Annotated in this window: 20 protein-coding genes; 6 read left to right on the forward strand and 14 right to left on the reverse strand. The window is 65.6% G+C overall.

Translation table 11 applies throughout. The annotated features are described in order from the left end of the window. The 6 genes from ACQR1L_RS01750 to ACQR1L_RS01775 form a co-directional block, all read right to left on the reverse strand. Complete coding sequence (locus ACQR1L_RS01750) at positions 1–735, reverse strand: TetR/AcrR family transcriptional regulator (protein WP_434856199.1); 735 nt, start codon at positions 733–735, stop codon at positions 1–3. A gap of 314 nt (positions 736–1,049) precedes the next feature. Continuing rightward, positions 1,050–1,418: a hypothetical protein gene (locus tag ACQR1L_RS01755; protein ID WP_434856200.1), complete on the reverse strand. Its 369-nt coding sequence runs from the start codon at positions 1,416–1,418 to the stop codon at positions 1,050–1,052. Positions 1,419–1,447: 29 nt separating this feature from the next. Continuing rightward, positions 1,448–1,864 carry a YciI family protein gene (locus ACQR1L_RS01760; RefSeq protein WP_434856201.1) on the reverse strand — a complete coding sequence of 139 codons (417 nt, stop codon included), beginning with the start codon at positions 1,862–1,864 and terminating at the stop codon, positions 1,448–1,450. Positions 1,865–1,896: 32 nt separating this feature from the next. Next, positions 1,897–2,310 (reverse strand): YciI family protein, encoded by a 414-nt coding sequence (locus ACQR1L_RS01765; protein WP_434856202.1) that lies wholly within the window; start codon positions 2,308–2,310, stop codon positions 1,897–1,899. A 108-nt stretch (positions 2,311–2,418) separates the two neighbouring features. Then, positions 2,419–3,075: a glutathione S-transferase family protein gene (locus ACQR1L_RS01770; RefSeq protein WP_434856203.1), complete on the reverse strand. Its 657-nt coding sequence runs from the start codon at positions 3,073–3,075 to the stop codon at positions 2,419–2,421. A gap of 276 nt (positions 3,076–3,351) precedes the next feature. Next, positions 3,352–3,903, reverse strand: coding sequence for a dihydrofolate reductase family protein (locus tag ACQR1L_RS01775; RefSeq protein ID WP_434856204.1), 552 nt, complete (start codon positions 3,901–3,903; stop codon positions 3,352–3,354). Positions 3,904–4,009: 106 nt separating this feature from the next. Between ACQR1L_RS01775 and ACQR1L_RS01780 the strand changes: the two genes are divergently transcribed. After that, positions 4,010–4,525 carry a winged helix-turn-helix transcriptional regulator gene (locus ACQR1L_RS01780; protein ID WP_434856555.1) on the forward strand — a complete coding sequence of 172 codons (516 nt, stop codon included), beginning with the start codon at positions 4,010–4,012 and terminating at the stop codon, positions 4,523–4,525. Positions 4,526–4,731: 206 nt separating this feature from the next. On the opposite strand, the gene ACQR1L_RS01785 is transcribed toward ACQR1L_RS01780, so the two are convergent. Further along, entirely contained in the window at positions 4,732–5,982 is a 1,251-nt protein-coding gene (locus ACQR1L_RS01785; protein WP_434856556.1) for a hypothetical protein, read from the reverse strand. Positions 5,983–6,926: 944 nt separating this feature from the next. On the opposite strand from ACQR1L_RS01785, the gene ACQR1L_RS01790 reads away from it, so the two are divergent. Together ACQR1L_RS01790 and ACQR1L_RS01795 are read left to right on the forward strand one after the other, a co-directional pair. Beyond that, complete coding sequence (locus ACQR1L_RS01790; protein WP_434856205.1) at positions 6,927–7,727, forward strand: SDR family NAD(P)-dependent oxidoreductase; 801 nt, start codon at positions 6,927–6,929, stop codon at positions 7,725–7,727. Positions 7,728–7,761: 34 nt separating this feature from the next. Then, the gene (locus tag ACQR1L_RS01795; protein WP_434856206.1) at positions 7,762–8,208 is read left to right on the forward strand and encodes a hypothetical protein; all 447 of its coding nucleotides are present in this window, start codon (positions 7,762–7,764) and stop codon (positions 8,206–8,208) included. 106 nt (positions 8,209–8,314) lie between these two features. Here the strand turns inward: ACQR1L_RS01795 and ACQR1L_RS01800 are convergent, their stop codons facing one another. From ACQR1L_RS01800 to ACQR1L_RS01820, 5 genes are all read right to left on the reverse strand, one after another. Next, positions 8,315–8,734, reverse strand: a complete 420-nt coding sequence (locus ACQR1L_RS01800; RefSeq protein ID WP_434856207.1) for a VOC family protein — start codon at positions 8,732–8,734, stop codon at positions 8,315–8,317. Between the two features lie 24 nt (positions 8,735–8,758). Then, a complete protein-coding gene (locus ACQR1L_RS01805) occupies positions 8,759–9,127 on the reverse strand; it encodes a DoxX family protein (protein ID WP_434856557.1) in 369 nt (122 codons plus the stop codon). A 138-nt stretch (positions 9,128–9,265) separates the two neighbouring features. Next, positions 9,266–10,537 carry an RNA polymerase sigma factor gene (locus ACQR1L_RS01810; RefSeq protein ID WP_434856208.1) on the reverse strand — a complete coding sequence of 424 codons (1,272 nt, stop codon included), beginning with the start codon at positions 10,535–10,537 and terminating at the stop codon, positions 9,266–9,268. Then, complete coding sequence (locus ACQR1L_RS01815) at positions 10,534–10,902, reverse strand: YciI family protein (RefSeq protein ID WP_431336946.1); 369 nt, start codon at positions 10,900–10,902, stop codon at positions 10,534–10,536. The genes ACQR1L_RS01810 and ACQR1L_RS01815 overlap by 4 nt, the downstream gene beginning before the upstream one ends. A 99-nt stretch (positions 10,903–11,001) precedes the next feature. Then, on the reverse strand, positions 11,002–11,289 hold the full coding sequence (locus ACQR1L_RS01820; protein WP_434856209.1) for a hypothetical protein: 288 nt from the start codon (positions 11,287–11,289) through the stop codon (positions 11,002–11,004). A gap of 89 nt (positions 11,290–11,378) precedes the next feature. Here ACQR1L_RS01820 and ACQR1L_RS01825 point away from each other — a divergent pair, with 89 nt between their 5' ends. Next, positions 11,379–12,344, forward strand: a complete 966-nt coding sequence (locus tag ACQR1L_RS01825; RefSeq protein ID WP_434856210.1) for a 2-hydroxyacid dehydrogenase — start codon at positions 11,379–11,381, stop codon at positions 12,342–12,344. 4 nt (positions 12,345–12,348) lie between these two features. On the opposite strand, the gene ACQR1L_RS01830 is transcribed toward ACQR1L_RS01825, so the two are convergent. Beyond that, a complete protein-coding gene (locus tag ACQR1L_RS01830; protein WP_434856211.1) occupies positions 12,349–13,020 on the reverse strand; it encodes a TetR/AcrR family transcriptional regulator in 672 nt (223 codons plus the stop codon). Positions 13,021–13,112: 92 nt separating this feature from the next. On the opposite strand from ACQR1L_RS01830, the gene ACQR1L_RS01835 reads away from it, so the two are divergent. After that, positions 13,113–13,757, forward strand: a complete 645-nt coding sequence (locus tag ACQR1L_RS01835) for a glutathione binding-like protein (protein ID WP_434856212.1) — start codon at positions 13,113–13,115, stop codon at positions 13,755–13,757. Positions 13,758–13,844: 87 nt separating this feature from the next. Further along, the gene (locus ACQR1L_RS01840; protein ID WP_434856558.1) at positions 13,845–18,605 is read left to right on the forward strand and encodes a DUF3320 domain-containing protein; all 4,761 of its coding nucleotides are present in this window, start codon (positions 13,845–13,847) and stop codon (positions 18,603–18,605) included. Positions 18,606–18,609: 4 nt separating this feature from the next. Here ACQR1L_RS01840 and ybgC read toward each other — a convergent pair whose 3' ends face one another. Next, positions 18,610–19,059: a tol-pal system-associated acyl-CoA thioesterase gene (ybgC, locus tag ACQR1L_RS01845; RefSeq protein ID WP_434856213.1), complete on the reverse strand. Its 450-nt coding sequence runs from the start codon at positions 19,057–19,059 to the stop codon at positions 18,610–18,612. Positions 19,060–19,073: the final 14 nt, after the last annotated feature.

Here is a 19,073-nt window from a genome sequence, read left to right on the forward strand (position 1 = left end):
TTACTTCGGCCGGCCCCAGGGCCCCGCTGGCGTCCCAGCCGGCTTGTCGTCGGGCAATGGCGGTGGCTCGCCGCCGGGCTTGGCGGTCGGTGCACGATCGGTGCTGAACCCGAGACCGCGCAGATAGATCAGCACCTCGGCTTCCAGCAGTTCCTCCGGCGACATCGGCAGCTTGCGCCGGGCTGCGTCGCCGCGCGCGAACAAGGACGCGATGCCGTGCGCCATTGACCAGATGTGCAGTGCCATCATCATCGCCGGCGGCCGCGGCACACCAGGAGGAGCCAGCGCGGCGAGCCGCTCCGCGGCGGCGCGGATCACGCCGAACGCACGCTCGCCAGCGGCGAGCAGACCTGGGGTCGAGTCGGCCGGCACGCCGGATTCGAACATTGCCGAGTAGAACGCGGGCTCCTCGCGGGCGAAGGCGAGATAGGCCTTGCCGACACGTTCGAATGCCGTGACGGTCTCCGGCCGGCCGTCGTCCCACGCGGCCGAAAGCCGCGCCTCGAACTGCTCGAAGCCGCGCTGCGCGATGCTGGACAGAAGCTCATCACGATCGCGGAAGTGGCGGTAGGGTGCGGCCGGGCTGACGCCGGCCATGCGCGCAGCATCGGCGAAGGTGAACCCGGCAGCTCCCTTCTGCGCGATCAGGTCGAGCGCCGCCTGCAGCAGCGCCTCCTTGAGGTTGCCGTGATGATAGCCGCGCTCAGCGCGGCGCTGCTCCTTGCGCCAGCTCATGTGAAGGGCTTTTACATGAGCGGGGGTGAAACACACCAGAGACTTTTGAGCGCTCGACCAGCAGCCACGGCTGCCACCCTCCCCTTGAGGGGGAGGGTCGATCGCCCGCGCAGCGGGCAAGCGGGGTGGGGTGAGCCCCGGGCGAGGTCAGCGCGGGGTCAACGGACGAGTGCACAAGGTGCCCAGCCGAACGTCGGCATCGCACACGCCGACAGTCTGTCACCCCACCCCGGCTCGCATCCGCTGCGCGGATTCGAGCCGACCCTCCCCCTTCAGGGGAGGGTGGCACCGCGGCTCGCCGCTAGGTACGGGCGCTAACCACCCGGGATCGGCAACACCGGCATGATCTCGACCCGCTCGCCGGGGAAGATCGCAAAATGCGGGTGGTTCTCGAACATCTTCGCCGCGTCCTCGTGCGAGGCCGCGCGGACCACCGTGAACGCGCCCATCTCGTTGGCGATGTCGTTGATGCCGGTCTTGTCGACCCGCTTGGTCTTGCCGAGCGGCCCGCCCATCGCGACGATCGCGTCCTTGTGCGTCTCGACCCAGCCTTGCCACGCCGTCATGCCCTGCCGTCCCCTGGCGTTGCGTTCGGCTTCCGGCAGCGCCTCCCATTCCTTCCAGGCCGGGCTCGTCCTGCTGCCGAGGAACACGGCGAGATAGGTGTTGCTGTTGTCGCTCATTGCACTTCCTCCCTGATGAATTGAATGGCTCAGGCACGGCCGGCATGCGGCAGCTCGCCGAAGCCGGCCAGCGCCTCGCGCACATCGTCGGAGAAATCGGCCATCTCCTGCACCTGGCGGATTTCGATGATCTCATTCTCAGAGGCCGGGCATTGCTTGGCCCAGGCGATCGCCTCGTCGCGCGATCCGACCTCGATCATCCAGAAGCCGCCGAGCACCTCCTTGGCCTCGGCGAAGGGACCATCGGTGACGACAGGCTTGCCGCCGGGGAACGACACCCGCGCACCCATCGACGGCGGATGCAGCCCCTCCAGCGTGATCAGCACGCCGGCCTCCTTGAGCGCTTCGTTGTAGCGCATCATCGCCGCGACCCGTTCGGGATCGAGCTTCACGTCCGGCGGGGCGCTCTCATAGCCGAGCGGAATCATCAGCATCATGAATCGCATCGTGTCTGCTCCCGGTCTGATGGGCTGAGATGTCAGCTCTTCGCCGCCAGCGCATGCAGGCGATCTTCCTGCGCGCGCAGTTCAGGCGCGAGGGCCTCGCCGAAATCCTCCGCGGCATAGATGCGCCGGATCTCCACCTGGCCGCTCGGAAACGGCGCGCGTTTCATGGCCTCGATCACCTGATCGAGCGAATCCGCCTTGACGATCCAGAAGCCTCCGACGAGATCGCCGCTGTTCTCGAACGGGCCGCGCGCCACGCGAGGCTCGCCGTCCGAGAAATCGATCCGCGCGCCCCGGGCGGTCGGATGCAGGCCCTCCCCCGTCTCCATCATGCCGGCTTTGATCAGTCCCTCGTTGAACCGGCCCATCTTGGCGAATTCCTCGGAGGTCGGCAGCACGCCCGCTTCCGAGTCCTGCGTTGCCTTCACGATCACCATGAACCGCATGGTCCCTCTCCCTGATCCTGCGGCAGGTCTCCCTGCTCTCTTCAGAAAGACGATCGGCAACCATGCAATCCGACACGGCTGTGCGATTATTTTCGCGGAAAGGCCCGCTCAGCCAGGCTCGCCCGGGAACATGTGGAAATAGGGCTCGGCCTCGGCGAGAACGCGCGCGACGGACGGTCGCGCCTTGAGACGCTCGAGATAGGCTGGAACCGTTTTCAGTTCGGCACCGAACGGCTCCACTTTTTGCGCGTAGAACAGCGCCGGTAGCGCGGCGCAATCCGCCAGCGTGAATGGCTCGCCCATCGCCCAGCCCGCGGACGGCAGCTCCGCCTCGAGCATCGCGTACGACGTCTGCAGCCGCGCCCTCGCCTCGGTCACACCGAACGGATCGCGCGCATCGCTCGGCCGCAGCCGGTCGAACACCACGGCCTGCGTCGGCATGTGCAGATAGAAATCGAGAAACCGATCACGCAGGCGTGTCCGCAAGCCGAGATCCGGCTCGTCCGGAATGAAGCGCGTCGTACCGGGAAAGTGCTGATCGAGATATTCGATGATGATGCTCGACTCCGGGATCGTGCGCTGCCGCTGCTCGTCGCGCAGCACCGGAAACTTGCCGACCGGCCACAGCTTCAGAAATGCGGCACGATCGTCGGCGTCACCCAGATTGATCAGCTTCGGCGTGAACGGAATGTCGTTCTCGTAAAGTGCGATCAGCACCTTCCAGCAGAACGACGAGAGAGGGTGATAGTAGAGGGTGAGAGACATGGGTCGCTCCTCAGGGCTGACGTGAAGAGAGTTAGTTCGAATCGATGCCAGCGCGACGGCGCCGGTGCGTTCCCTCTCCCCGTTCTTCACGGGGAGAGGGTTGGGGTGAGGGGCAGCCGCACGGGGAGTGTTCGTGGATGGACCTGTACCCCCTCCCCCGGATTGCATCTGGCGATGCAATCCGACCTCTCCCCGCAAGCGGGGCGAGGTACACCGAGCACGCTGTACAATCGTGCGCCTCCTCACAAGCCAAAGGCGGAGCACGCGGCCGTCCGCTCACGCATCCCGCACCGGCACATAGCGCAGGATCACGACTCCCGTGGACAACGCCCGGCTATCGATCAGTCGCAGCTTCATCGCCTGCCCCGGCTTGAACAGTGGCGCGCCGTTGCCGAGCACCCGCGGATTGATCGCGATCCGGTATTCGTCGATCAGATCATGCGCCATCAGCGTCGCGGCGAAGTCCGCGCTGCCGAACAGGAACAGATCCTTGGCGCTGTCCTGCTTGAGCGTCTCGACCTCGGTCGCAATCTGCTGGCCCAGCAGATGCGCATTCGACCAGGCCAGTTCCGACAGTTTGCGCGAGGCGACATGCTTCGGGATCGCGTTCATGAATTCGGCGATCACGCCCTGCTGCGCCGGCCAATAGCCGGCCATCAGGTCGTAGGTCACCCGCCCGAACAGCAGCCCTCCGGCCTCCTTCAGTTGAGCTTCCGAGAACTGCTCGAGCTCAGGCCCCCAGACCTCCTCATGCCAGGACAGCTCGCCGTTGGCGCCCGCGACCATGCCGTCGAGCGTCATCATGTTCCACAACACCAGCCGTGCCATGCACGCGCCTCCCTGACTGCTCTTGTTTTGCAAGCAGTTTGAGGATGCCGCTACTGGTGCAATATTGCAAGCGGTTATTCGTGACGACGGTTACGGGAATTTTTCGATGTCAGACCTTCAGCGCTCCGGCTGCCCGATCAACCTCACGCTCGAGGTTGTCGGCGACAAATGGAGTCTCCTCGTCATCCGCGACATCATGTTCGGCAACCGTCGCCATTATCGCGAGCTGCTCGGCGGATCCGAGGAAGGCATCTCCTCCAACATTCTGGCCGACCGGCTGAAGACATTGCTTGCCGCCGGCATCGTCAGCCGCGTGGACGATCCGAGTCACAAGCAGAAGGGAATCTATTCTCTCACCGAGCAGGGCATCGAGCTGCTGCCGATCCTCGCGCAGATGGCCGGCTGGGGTTACAAATATCTGCCGGTCTCGGAAGAGCTCGGCATTCGCGCCAGGCTGCTGACGGAGGGCGGGCCGAAAATGTGGGCCGAATTCATGGACGAGCTGCGCGAGATCCATCTCGGCGTGAAGAAGCGAAGGAAGCCGGGCCCGAGTGTCGGCGAGAGGCTGCAGGCGGCTTATCAGAAGGTGGTTGCCGAGAGGAAAGCTGCAGCGGGCAAGTGATCCCTGCTCGTTGATCCCCGTGTGTCCTCGCCGGCGCCACAGACACCGTCATTCCGGGGCAAGGCCGCAGGCCTTGAACCCGGAATCTCGATCTGGTCTCGCGTTCATTTCAGCAATCTCGAGATTCGGGATGACAGCGCGGAAGCTGCAGCTCAACTCCCGGCAGTTGTTGAAACAGCGTCGCCCGGACGCGCGCGCCACAACCGTCAATACGCCGAATTGTCCGCTCTGTAGCGAGACGACTTGCGCGGCGCACGTTCGGGCATCGGCTCCAGTTGTGCGATCGGCCGGCGGTAGGTTTCAGCGCGGCGCAGCCAGCCCGCCTCCCAGATGCGGTTGGACGGCAGGTTGCGCACGCGCTGCTGCAGCACGACCTGCACGGCTTCGGAATATTCGGCGAGTACGGCCTTCGGCTCGGTGGTGGAGCCGTTCATCTTCAGCAGCACCTGTTTCAGGCCCCAGCCCTGGCGCTGGCCCGTCTCCTTGTCGACGGCGGTCTCGGAGGGATTGGTGCCCTCGCCCTTGAAGTTGATGTAGTCGATCAGCGGATAGAGATCCTCGGACGCGCGCACGACGCGCGAATATTGCGCGACGATGTGCTCGCGCTCGGCGCTGTCGGGCGTATTGGCCAGGATCTTGTCCATCGCGCCCTGCGCACGCGCCACCAGGAACTGCGTCTGCTCGGCCATCGTGTCGAGCAGGAACTGACGCAACTGCTTCATTTGCGGCGAATTGAAATTGCGCTTGAAGTCCGCACGGCTGGTCCACGGACAGGCCGGGATCGGAGTCTTGTCCAGCCATGCCGGCAGCGGCGTCTTGCCCTTGCGCAGGAACGCGACCAGCCCGGGGAAGCCTTCTTCATAGGGCGGCTTCGCGGTGGTCGGGTACCAAATGAAGTGCCCGATGCCCAATGAGGCAAATTCCTCGCCGGCGTTCCACGACGTGATCGCATCGCGCCGACCGCCGGCCTCGTTGAGCCAGATCTTGCGCCCGATCATCTGCGCGACATCGGCCGGCAACACGCGTTGCGGCACGGTGAGATTCTTCGCGTCCTTGGCAGCTCGCGCATCGCCCTTGCTGCCCTGCTTCTGAGGCTCGGCCGGGGCGATGACAACCTTCGGAGCGGGCGCCTGCGGCTCCGCCGGACGTCCGACCGTCCCGGTTTCGGCCTTCTGCGGCTCGACCTTCTGCGGCTCCGCCTTCTGAACCTCCGTCTTCGGCACCTCCGGCTTTTGCGCCTGCGGCGATGGTGACGGCGGCGCGACGTCGCGCGCGGCCGGTTCCGCCGCGGGGGACTTCGTCTCCGTGCCCTCGGCGGCCAGCACACGAGCATTCGTTGCGAGCCCGAGAACGACGCAGGACAGCAGCAACGCGCGGCGCGCGCGCAGCACGCCGCGCGGCAGCGCCGTGTTCAACGAGAAGGATGTGATTCGCTGGCTGATGACGTGACCGCGCATATCGATTCTACCGAGGCTCTGAGACTTTACGCTACCAGGACAGGAGTCGTCCAAGACGGGACACGACCACGCGGCCCGACGGGCGAATCAGCCGCCGGGGAACGGCTCGCGCGCGGCGTGGAAGCCACCCTTGACCGCTTCGGCGCACGGACCGAACCATCGCGCGGAGGATCTTTTTTCGTGAAGACTTTCAAGTCGATCACCCTTGTCCAGTCCTTCCCGTTAAAAACTCTTCTTTCTTTTTTCCAGAATTCATGCTCTTTTATACCCGTCCTGTTCCCGATCGAGAGGGACGTTTCGCGGTCGTCACGAACGTGGGGAGCGGGATGCGGTGGACGCGACGATGTTGCAGCGTGGAGCATGATTCGGAACCGGGAGACTGTTGACGCTCATTGCGCCACAGCTTTCTGACGAGATCATGCTCAGAAGTAGACACGCAGACGAACAACGCGGCGCGTACGGCGAAATCGTGTGGTCCTGGCATCCCGATGCTGATGTCGTGTCCAGTGCGTGAATGCATTGTGGCGGAAACGGGGGCAAGACAGCCGGTCCCCGGGGAGATCACGTATAAGCCGTCAGACCATCGTGCAGGGAAGGCCGGGATGTCCCAGCCAAACCTGTGGTTCCTGCCCCGTGCATTCTTGTCCGCACGGGGGCCATGGGGGCGGCGAGCTCCCGGTCTTCCCTGCGCCCTCCGGTTGGTGAGGGACGAGGATACCAGTAACACTCGGGCGCTTCGGTGCCGCGGGAACGCGAACTGCCGCGCCCATTACTACCGTTGGCTGTTTGACAACGCACGCGAACTTAGGTGCCCTGTCTGTATTCCATAAGTTGGATTTAACGCACGTGAGGGATTGTGACGGTCTTCACAGCTACCCTGCGCAGCGCGTGATAGGACTCACAACGAGCAAGAGCCGGGCCGCCGGCCGGAGGAGCCGATCGCCGTGACGGAATCACTGAGGACGACGCCGGACGACAAGGTCGCCCTGATCACAGGGGCCGCGCGCGGCATCGGGCTGGCGACCGCCAAGAGATTCCTGTTGGAGGGCTGGCGCGTCGCGCTGCTCGACATCGAGACGAAGCTGCTCGACGATGCGACCGTGGCGCTCAAATCGCCTGAACGAACGCTGGCATTGCATTGCGACGTCTCGGATGCGGCGATGGTCGCCGACGCGCTGTCGCACATTGCCAAGAGGTTCGGCAGGCTCGACGCGCTCGTGAACAATGCCGGTGTCGCGCGCTTCGCGCCGATCATGGAGACCAGCGAGACCGACTGGCAGCGCATCCTCGACGTCAACCTGACCGGCCCGTTCCTGTGCACGCGCGCGGCCGTGCCGCTGATGCGCGAGCATGGCGGCGCGATCGTCAACATCACCTCGATCTCAGCCGTGCGCGCCTCGACCTTGCGCTCCGCCTACGGCACCAGCAAGGCGGCGCTGGCGCATCTCACCAAGCAGCTCGCCGTCGAGCTCGCCTCCGCCGGCATCCGCGTCAACGCCGTGGCGCCGGGGCCGGTCGAAACCGCGATGGCCAAGGCGGTGCACACGCCGGAGATCCGCGCCGACTATCACGATGCCATTCCGCTGAACCGCTACGGCCTTGAAGAGGAGCTGGCGGAAGCCATCTTCTTCCTCTGCTCGGAGCGCTCGAGCTACATCACGGGTCAGGTGCTGGCCGTCGACGGTGGCTTCGACGCTGCCGGAATCGGGCTGCCGACCTTGCGAGGGCAGCGCAGGAACGCTTGACGAGGACGCATGACGAGAAACGCGTGAGGCGACGATGCCGAGCCGGGTGCGCATCATTCTGACTTTACTGCTCGCGGTGGTCCTCTGGGGGATCGCGACCATGCTGGCGCGCGCCGATGTCCGCATCATCTCCTCGCCCGGCGGCGAAGTCGGCCCGTTCCTGGAATTGTTCGAGAAGGTGCGCGCCTCCGGCGAGCGCGTCGTGATCGACGGTCCTTGTCTCTCGGCCTGCACGCTGGTGTTGAGCATCGTGCCGGAGGAGCGCATCTGCGTGACGCGCCGCGCCACGCTCGGCTTCCACGCAGCGCGCTCGGTCGACCGCCGCGGGCGCGTCTATGCCGAGCCGGAGGCTTCGCAGATCGTGCTGCGCACCTATCCTGCGCCGGTGCGCAGCTGGATCGAGCGCCGCGGCGGACTGACGTCGCGGCTCCTGGTGCTGCGCGGGCGCGAGCTGAAGGCGATGTACGCCTCCTGCCGCTGAAGCATGATCCGGAAAAGTGCGCAGCGGTTTTCCGAAAAGATCATGCGCAAACAAAGATCTAAAGCGCGATGACGATTCATCCAGATCTCATCGCGCTTTAGCGAAGTCAGGCCTCGTAGCCGTCAGCCGGGGAGTTGATCATCCAGGGAATGCCGAAGCGATCGACGCCCATGCCGAAACCCTTCGACCAGAACGTCCGGCCGAACGGCATGGTGACGGCGCCGCCCGCGATCAGCGCGTTGAACTTGCGCTCGGCCTCGGCCGGGTCCTTGATCTGGAGCGACACCGAGATGCCGTTCGGCTTGCCTTGATAATATTCGGGCGGCGAGTCCGAGGCCATGATGACATCGCCGGCGATCGAGAAGCGGACATGCATGATCCTGTCCTTGTGCTCCGGCGCCGACGGCATCTCCGGCGGAGCCTCGCCATAGCGCATCATCATGTCGACCTTGGCGCCGAGCACCTCGCCATAATGCTTGAGCGCCTGCTCGCAATCGCCGTTGAAGGTGAGATAGGGACAGATCATCGACATCCTCCTTGGTTGAGAAGATCAGCGCAGCGGCAGCAGCGCGCGCAACCGGCGGTCGCGCAGCCACAAGCCGCCCCACACCATCAGCCCGAGATAGAGGCCGAACAGCACGTGGCTGAACAGCGGGCTGCCGATGCGGACATGCGAGGCGATGGCCCCGCCGAGATAGCCGGTGAGCAGGATCGCGCCGAGCAGCGAGGTCGCCGGCAGCGCATAGAGCACGGTGCAGAACAGCGTGATCAGCCCGAGCGCGCGCGCCAAGCCGTCGCTGCCGCCATAGCCCATCTGATCCATCGTCTGCGTGACCGCAGCGAGCGGCACGAGCTTGATCGCGCCGTCGAACAGCAGGAACAGGATCACCAGTCCGCTCAGGATGCGGCCGCCCCACAATTCGGCGCGCGAGACCGGCTGCTCCAAGGTGATCGTCGACATTCCAAGCTCCTCCCCATCAGGCCGTTCCAAGGACGCCGGAGGCATCGCTCCGCCGACACTGAAGCAGATCATTTTCGATCCGATCTCAGTCCGATGTCATTGCCCTGCTCGGACCTGCGCGGTCGCGCTGTCGCGCATCAGCCGATCCAACTGCATGCGGATATGGGCCGCTTCCGCCGAGCTGTGCGCCAGCGCGATGGCGCGATCGAACGCGGTCCGCGCCTCGTCATTGCGCCCGAGCTGCATCAGCAATGCGCCGCGCACGCCGAAGAAATAGAAGTAATTGCCGAGCCGGGTCTCGAGCGGCGCGATCAGGTCGAGCGCGGCCTGCGCGCCGCGCACCTTGGAAACCGCCACTGCGCGATTCAGCGTGACCACCGGCGAGGGCTGCACCACTTCGAGCGCGCCGTAGAGCAGATCGATCTGGGTCCAGTCGGTGTCCTCGGGCCGCGCCGCGCGCGCATGCAGCGCCGCGATCGCCGCCTGGATCTGGTAAGGCCCGCTGCGGCGATGCCGCATCGCCTTGTCGATCAGCGCCAGGCCTTCGGCGATCAGCGGCTGATTCCACAAGCTGCGGTCCTGGTCGTCGAGCAGGATCGGCATTCCCTCCGCATCGAAGCGGGCCGCGCTGCGGGCGTGCTGCAGCAGAAGCAAGGCCGTCAGCCCCATGATCTCCGGCTCGCCCGGAAACAGCCGCAGCAGCAGCCGCGCCAGGCGGATCGCCTCCTCGGAGAGCGGCTGACGCAGCGCGGCCGTCTCGCCGCTGGCGGAATAGCCCTCGTTGAAGATGAGGTAGATCATCGCCGCGACGGCCAGCAGCCGCTCGGAACGCTCGACCGCGCCCGGCGTCTCGAACGGCACGTTCGCCTGCGCGACGCGCGCCTTGGCGCGGGTGATGCGCTGCTCCATGGCAGCCTCGCTGACCAGGAAGGCGCGGGCGATCTGCTTCACCGTCAGGCCGGACACCACGCGCAGCGCCAGTGCGATCTGTTGCGTCGCCGGCAGCTCCTTGTGGCAGCAGATGAACAGCAGGCGGAGAATGTCGTCGCGATAATGCGAGCCGTCGAGCCGATCGGCGATCGCGCTCTCGGCGTCGCCGAGATCAGAGATCGCTTCGTCCTCCGGCAGCGGCTGTTCGCGCCTGGTGCGCCTGACGTCATCGATTCCCGCATTTCGGCCGACCATGATCAGCCACGCCGCGGGATCGCGCGGCGGTCCGTTCTGCGGCCAGCTCTTCAGCGCGCGCAGGCAGGCGTTCTGAAACGCCTCCTCCGCGGTATCGAGATCGCGAAAATAGCGCAGGAGCGCGCCGACGGCCTGGGGGCGTGCTGATGTCAGGGTCGCATCGATCCAGGCCGCGTCGCTCATGCCAGCGCTCCGCCCGGCCTGAACGTGCCGACGGGACGGATCTCATAGGAGCCGCCGGGATTGGCCTCGCCGAGCTCGCGCGCAACCTCCAGCGCCTCGTCGAGATTGGCGCAGTCGACGAGATAGAAGCCGAGCAGCTGCTCCTTGGTCTCCGCGTAGGGACCATCGAGCACCAGCGGCGGATCTTCCTTGCGCAGCGTCGTCGCCGCCGTGGTCGGCAGCAGCCGGGCCACCGGCCCGAGCCGCCCCTGCTTGGCGAGCTTTTCCTGGATCACTGCCAGCTTGGCCATGACGGCGGCATCCTGGTCCTTGCTCCAGGCGCAGACGACATCCTCGTCGTGATAGCAAAGCAGCGCGTACAGCATCGGCGAACCTCTCCCTTCGTTTATCAAGACGGGGGAGTATGCCCGCAGCCGACAGGCCGGCGAAGAATTTTCACCGGTTCCGGCGATCGGAACGACCGCCTACCAGGAGATGCCGTACTTGCCCGCGATGTTGCGCGCACGCGTCTCCGCGGCGCTTTCGCGCGGCTGTTTGGCGCGCCCGGCGCGACGCTGCGACTGTCCCGGGCCCGCGGCTCCCTGGCTGTTGGCGGCCTGCGACATCCCGCCCTGGCCTTGGCCGGCCTGCGGCTGGCCGCCCTTGCCGATCGAAATGCCATTGGACGACAGGATCGACCCGACGTCGACGGTCTGGGCCTGGGACGCGGTGGCGGTCACCAGAAAAGCGGCGGCGAGAAGCAGTTTGCGCATGGGGATGTCTCCTTGATGATGGCCGGAGATTGGCGGCCGCGCGCGATCTGGTATGTGGAACAGATCACTCACGCTTCGAGGACGATCCGATGACCAAAGGCGCGCTGGCGCTCCTGATCCATGGCGGCACCGATAACTGGTCGCCGCAGCGCTGGAAGGCGCGCTTCAACGATGTCTGCGCCGACCGTCCGGTGGTGCTGCTGCCCGATGCCGGGCTCGATCCGGCTGACGTGCACTACGCGGCGGTGTGGAAACCGGTGCCCGGCGAGCTCGCCGGCTTTCCGAACCTGCGCGTGATCTTCAATCTCGGCGCCGGCGTCGATGCGCTGATGGCCGACAAGACCCTGCCGAGCGTGCCGCTGGTGCGCGTCGCCGTTGACGACCTCACGCAGCGGATGACCGAATGGGTCGTGCTGCATGTTCTGATGCACCATCGCCAGGAGCTCTATCTGCGCGAGTCGCAGCGGGTGAAGCGCTGGGCGCCGAAATATCAATGGCCCGCGGCGGCGATCAACGTCGGCGTTCTCGGATTGGGCACGCTGGGGATCGACGCCGCCGAGGTGCTCAAGCGGATCGGCTTCCAGGTCGCCGGCTGGAGCCGCAGCGACAAGCAGGTGGATGGCATCGAGACCTTCCACGGTGCAGCGCAGCTCGGCGCGTTCCTGGCCCGGACCGACATTTTGGTGTCGCTGCTGCCGTTGACGCCGGACACGCGCGGCATTCTCGATCGCAAGATGTTCGCTGGTCTGCGGCGCTCCTCGCCGCTCGGCGCGCCCATCATGATCAATGCCGGCCGCGGCGGCCTGCAGAACGAGGCCGACATTCTGGCTTGCCTCGATGACGGCACGCTGGGGGCGCTGTCGCTCGACGTGTTCGGCCAGGAGCCGCTGCCGACGGACAGCCCGTTCTGGACCCATCCGAAGGTGGTGCTGACGCCGCACAACGCCGCCGACACCGATGCCGACGCGATCTCGCGCTATGTTGGCGAACAGATCGCGACGTTCGAGGCCGGCGGCACGCTGCGCAATCTGGTCGACCGCGTCAGGGGGTATTGAGACGTTACTTGCCGCCCAGCATCACATCGATCGCGCCGGCGACGATCGCCTCCAGCTTCTCACGCGGCTCCCGCGCCCGGGCGCGGACCGCAATCGAGTGGATCGTCGCCGACGCCATTTGCGCCAGCACCATGGGGTCGGCATGCTCCGGCAGCTCGCCCTTCTCCTTGGCGCGGCGAAAGCAATGCGCGAACGCCTTGTCGAGCTCGGTCAGCGCGTTTTGCACCATGGCGCGGATGTCCGGGTCGGCCACCGCCTCGGAGCCGGCCGTCATCACCGTGAAGCAGCCGCGCGGCCCTTCTTCTCCGGAGAGATAGATGTCGAGCGCGGTGGCGAAGATCTGCTCCAGCTGTCGGCGCACCGGCCAATCGTGGCGGAAGATGTCGCCCATCAGCGCGCGGGCATTGTCGCGGTAGCGCTGATAGCTCTTGATGTAGAGCTCACGCTTGTCGCCGAACGCGCCATAGAGGCTCGGCCGGTTCATGCCGGTTGCGGCGCTGAGATCGTCGAGCGAGGTCGCCGCAAAACCCGTCGTCCGGAACAGATCGAGCGCCTTGCCGAGCGCGACCTCCGGCTCATAGGCCCGCGGCCGTCCGCGCCGCTTCGGCTCGGCCGGCGCCGCGGGTTTTTCGGCCGGTGGGTCGCCATGCGGCGGCCCTTTCTTTTTTTGTACCATTTCGCACTAAATTCCTTGACCCGCCATATATTATGCGAGACAGTATAAAAATCAATCAACGCTCCGGTCCGGAGCCTCCAGGGAGAACGTCCATGGATCTCTATTTCTCACCGCTCGCCTGCTCGCTCGCCACCCGCATCGCGCTTTACGAGGCCGGCGCGGCCGCGACCTATCTCGAGGTCGACCCGAAGACGAAGATCGTCCTCAAAGACGGCTCGGATTTCCGCACCGTGAACCCGCTCGGCCTCGTCCCGACAATGCGCACCGATGACGGCGACTTGCTCACCGAGAATGCGGCCATCCTTCAGTACGTCGCGGACCGCTTTCCCGACGCGAAGCTCGGCACGAGCCCCGGCATGGACCGCAGCCGGCTGCATCAATGGCTCTGCTTCATCGGCACCGAATTGCACAAGGGTCTCTTCATCCCGATCCTCGACAGAACCGCGCCCGAGGAGATGAAGGTCCATGTTCTGAAGAAGAACCTGACGCGGCTCGACTATCTCGACAACCATCTTCGTGATCGCGCGTTCCTGCTCGATCATTTCACCGTTGCGGACGCCTATCTCGTCACCGTGATCAACTGGACAATGGCCACACCGCCGATCGAGCTCGCCAAATGGCCCGCCGTGAAAGCCTACTACGAGCGCCTGCGTGCGCGGCCGTCGATTGCACGCGCAATCGCCGAGGAGTTCGAGCTCTACAAGGCGGAACTCTCGCGACACAAGGCGGCTGCCTAGCCGCGATGCTTGACCGCGGTCATGCCGAGTTGCAATCCTCGAATCGCAGGAGGATTGCACGTGGCAGGCCCATCCGTACGAGAACGATTGTTGGCGGACCGGCGCGCGCTGCTCGATCTAGGCACGCGCAACCGGCTCGTGCACATCCCGCTGAAGACCAAGACCACCCGCACGATCGACATCGTCGGCGCACGCTCTGCTGTACTGTTCGAGCTGCTCGGGGAAGGCAAGCGCTTCACGTTCCTGCCGACGAAGGCGGAGATGCCTGCAGACAAGGTGGAACGGCCTGCCGAAACGCCGGACACCGCTCCGGCTCTCCCGCTGCCCCCGCCCAGCGCGCCGACAACGACCACGAGGCAGACCGAGAACGTTTCGGAGACACAGCCTCGGCCAGCCGACACGCGCCTTCAGACCCGCCTGTCATCCGAGGCTTTGCAGAAACGCCTGCTCGACATCTGGTACGACGCGCGCACGCTGGAAGAGGAACAGGGCGTCAACATCCTCTATCTCGCCTTCGGACTGCTGAAATGGTTCGAGGACGACAAGTCCGACACCGAGCGCTTCGCGCCGCTCGTCCTTCTTCCCGTCCGACTCGAACGCAGCAGCGCGGCTGATCGGTTTCATCTGGTCTCGCGCGCCGAGCCACCCTCGCCGAATCTGTCCCTGCAGGCCAAGCTCGACGCCGAGTTCGGATTGAAGCTCGCGGATTTCGGCGACGAGGACGATGTCGACATCGCGGGATATCTGGCCGGCGTCGCCGAGACGGTCGCGAACAAGAAGAGATGGGAGGTGAAGACGGACGCAGTCGTCCTTGGTTTCTTCTCCTTCTCCAAGTTCCTGATGTATCGCGACCTCGATCCGGACAATTGGCCGTCAGACGGCGCGCTGGACCGCCATCCGCTGATCACGGCACTGCTGCAGAACGGCTTCGAAGCGTCCGCGCCGATCGTCGCCGAGAACGGCAAGATCGATCCCGTGATCCAGCCGATCGCCATGAACCACGTCGTCGACGCGGATTCGTCGCAGGCCGTGGTGATCGAGGAAGTGGTCCGCGGCCGCGATCTCGTCGTCAAGGGCCCGCCGGGTACAGGCAAGTCGCAGACCATCACCAACATCATCGCCTCAGCTGCGGCCGAGGGGAAGACGGTGCTGTTCGTGGCCGAGAAGATGGCGGCGCTCGACGTCGTGCATCGGCGGCTGAAAGCCGTAGGCCTCGGGTCCCTCGCGCTCGAACTGCACTCCAACAAGGCGAACAAGCGCGTCCTGCTCGAGGAGCTGAAGCGCTGCAAATCGGCTTCGGCTCAAGCGCCGCGTGCCGAGGCAACCTTGGTGCAGCGCCTGACCGACAGCCGCGACAGTCTCAACCAGCACGCCGACATGATGCACCAGCCGCATCAGCCGAGCGAGCTCACGCCGTTTCGGTTGCTCGGCCATCTCGTACGTTGCGGCGAGACCGCCGCACAGCCGGCGCTTCCATTGCAAGGCGCGCCCTCCTGGACGCCGCTGAACCTGGAGCGGCGGCGCGAGCTGATCGCAGAGCTCGCCGAGCGGATTGCAGCCGACGGGGCACCTCATCTGCACCCCTGGCGGGGTGTCGGCCGTGACGCGCTCGATCCGGCCGAGATGGCGCAGCTGCGAAAATCGCTGGACGATGTCGCAAGCGGTCTCGGCCAAGTGACGGCAGGTGCCGCGCGCGTGAGTACTCGGCTCGAGGAGCCGCCACCGGTCACGTTCGCCGACGCTGCGGGACTGCTGGCCTTCGCCGAAGCCACAGCCGCAATGCCCGAATGCGACAAGACTGCCTTCTGCGATCCGATCTGGAGCCGGCCGCAGGACGTTGCCGATATCGTCGACAAGGGACTCCGCTACGCCAAGCTGAAGGCCGCATTCGAATCGGCCTTCGTCGAGTCCGCCTGGGAGGCCTCGATGGTAGATTGCCGCAAGGTGATCGCGGAGAAAGGCGGTTCCTGGCTGCGCTTTCTCAGCGCACGCTATCGCGGACAGATGGCGCTGCTGGCTTCGTACCTGAAGGTGCCGATGCCGAAGTCGCTCGATCAGCGGCTTCTGCTGATCGACGGCCTCATCGCAGCCCAAGCCGCGCGCAAATCCTTCGAGGAGGTGGAGAGTGCCGGCCGCGCGGCCTTTGGAACCGCGTGGCAGAAAGAGCAGTCGGACTGGGATGCCCTCGCAAAACTGACGGCCTGGTGGAACGCCTTTCCCAAAGCATTTGCGAGCGAAGGCATGCGTCAGCGCCTGGCGCATCTCACACTGTCCTCTGACGACAAGCAAGCGATCGATCAATTCAGGAGCGATCTCGCGCGTCTGAGCTCGGGCCTTCGGCAATTGATCGCATTCCTGCAGTTGGAGCCCGAGCGCATCCCGCTCGACGCAGCCGACCAGTTTCGGCTCGGCGAGCTGTCGCAGATGATGGCCGAGTGGCAGAACTCCACCGAGCGCCTGACCCGCTGGATCGCGTTCATGGAGCGGGTCCGCCTCGCCCGTGCCGACGGCCTCGCGGCGCTGGTCGATCGCGCGCTGGATGGCTCGCTTCCTGGCGATTCCCTGCAGCAGACCTTCGACACTTCTTATTACGACGCCATGCGCAGCGTGATCTTCGCCCAGCATCCGCAGCTCAAACGCTTCGACGGCGAATCTCATGACCGGCTGGTCGATGGCTTCCGCAAGCTCGACGTCGAGCGCATGCAGCTGGCCCGCGACCAGATCGCCTATGAGCATGCCGCGGCGCTGCCGCGCAATGCCGGCGGCATCGGCCCGCTCGGCGTGCTCAATGGCGAGCTCGCCAAGAAGCGCAATCATTTGCCGATCCGCCAATTGCTGGAGCGCGCGGGTCCGGTCATTCAGCAGATCAAGCCGATCTTCCTGATGAGCCCGCTGTCGGTGGCCCAGTTCCTGAAGCCCGGCGCGATCGCATTCGACCTGCTCGTCGTCGACGAGGCCTCACAGATCGAGCCGGTCGACGCGCTCGGCGCGGTCGCGCGCTGCCGGCAGATGGTAGTGGTCGGCGACGAGCGGCAATTGCCGCCGACGCGCTTCTTCGCGAAGTTGACTGGGAACGATGACGAGGATGCCGACGACGAGGATCAGCCGACCTTCCAGGTGAAGGACGCCGAAAGTATCCTCGACCTCTGCCTCGCCAAGGGCTTGTCGCATCGCATGCTGAACTGGCACTACCGCAGCAAGCACCAGTCGCTGATCGCGGTGTCGAACAAGCAGTTCTATGACAACCGGCTGTTCATCGTGCCGAGCCCCTATGACGCCGTGGCGGGCATGGGGCTGAAGTTCAACTACAACCCCGAAGCGCATTACGAGCGCGGCAGCAGCAGGACCAATCCCCGCGAGGCGCGACTCGTGGCCGAGGCCGTCATGCGCCACGCGCGTGAGACTCCGGAGCAAAGCCTGGGAGTCGCGACCTTCTCGGTGGCGCAGCGCCAGGCCATTCAGGACCAGCTCGAAATCCTGCGCAAGGAGAGCCCCGACACCGAGGAGTTCTTCTCTCGCGGATCGAGCGAACCGTTCTTCGTCAAGAATCTCGAGAACATCCAGGGCGACGAGCGCGACGTCATCTTCATTTCGATGGGCTACGGCCGGACGAAGGAAGGTTTCGTCTCGATGAGCTTCGGCCCGCTGAACTCGGACGGCGGCGAACGCCGCCTCAATGTGCTGATCTCCCGCGCCAAGCTGCGGTGCGAGGTGTTCTCCTCGATCACCGGCGACGACATCGACCTGTCGCGCGCCAAGGGCCATGGCATCGCGGCGCTGAAGACGTTCCTGACCTTCGCGCAGACCGGCCAACTCGGGATCGCGCAGGAGAGCGGCCGCGATCCCGACTCGGTCTTCGAGGAGCAGGTCGCCGCCAGGCTGCGGGCGCTCGGCCATGATGTGAAGACGCAGATCGGCACCGCAGGCTTCTTCGTCGATCTCGCGATCGTCGATCCTGAGAAGCCAGGCCGCTTCCTGCTCGGCATCGAATGCGACGGCGCGCAATATCACGCCTCGCGCTCGGCGCGGGATCGCGATCGCCTGCGGCAGAACGTGCTGGAAGCACATGGCTGGGTCCTGCATCGGATCTGGTCGACGGACTGGTTTCTCCGCCCCAAGGAGGAAACCGAGAAGGTGCTGCGCGCGATCGACGCCGCGAAGGCGCATTGGCGGGAGATCGACGAAGGGACTGCCGAGACGCAGTCCGAGCCGCCGGCAACACCCGATGTACCGGCGGCAGATCGGGCCGAGGAGCGCCCGGCGGAGCTCGTCGCCCCCGCCCCGGCGATCGTGCCCTATGAGGAAGCCAAGCTGCGGGTGCGCCGGGAGACCGAGCCGCATGAGACGTCGCTTGCCAGCATGACGCGCCACGTCGTCGAAATCGTCGCCGTCGAAGGGCCGGTGCATGAATCGGAAGTCATCGTCCGCATCAGATCGGCCTGGGGCCTCGCCCGCGCCGGCAACCGCATTCGCGATGCGGTGAAAGCGGCGCTGAACGCGGCGGTGGCGAAGGGACAGATCGCGGGTGGTCCGTTCTATCATCTGCCCGGTCAGACGATCGTCGTGCGCAACCGCGAGGACGTGCAGTCGACGACCTTGCGCAAGCCCGAGATGCTGCCGCCGGAGGAGATCAAGGCGGCCATCCTGCAGGTCGTCGAGCAGAACTTTGGCGCTGAGGAGGACCAGCTGATCCAGGCGGTGGCTCGCCTGTTCGGCTTCGGCGCGACCAGCGCCCAGTTGCGCGAGGCGGTGCAGGGCAGCCTCGAGGATCTGCTTCAATCGGGGCGCCTGCGGCGCGAGGGAGATCTGCTCACCAAGCCGGAGGCCTCGCCCGCCTCACCGGCGTGATCCGCTAAGCGAGGTCCGCCTTCATCAGGTCGCGCAGCGCCTTCGGGATCGGCTGCGCCTTGCCGCCGCTGATGAAGGCGGCGCGGACGTCGGCCTTGACGAGCACCTCCTCAGCCCGCCGCACCTCTTGCGCCAGCGTGATCGACGCGCCCTTGACCGCGATCGGCCATGTCACGACATCGAGCACGTCGTCCATCCGCGCCGGCCGCAGGAAGTCCAAGGTCATCGAGCGCACGACGAAGGCGAAGCCCGGGACTTCGCTGGCGGCCTCCGCAAAGAGGGCGTGCTGCTCGGCCCCCATCAGCCGCAGATGGTTGGTGCGGCCGCGCTCCATGAAGCGGAGGTAGTTGGCGTGGTAGACGATGCCTGAAAAATCGGTGTCCTCGTAGTAGACGCGCACCTGCATGTGGTGGCGGCCGTCGCGGATCTCGCCGTCGAGATGGGGTTGGGTCACTGGAAATCCTCGAT

This window comes from Bradyrhizobium sp. HKCCYLR20261, from assembly GCF_051168435.1.
Taxonomy (GTDB): domain Bacteria; phylum Pseudomonadota; class Alphaproteobacteria; order Rhizobiales; family Xanthobacteraceae; genus Bradyrhizobium.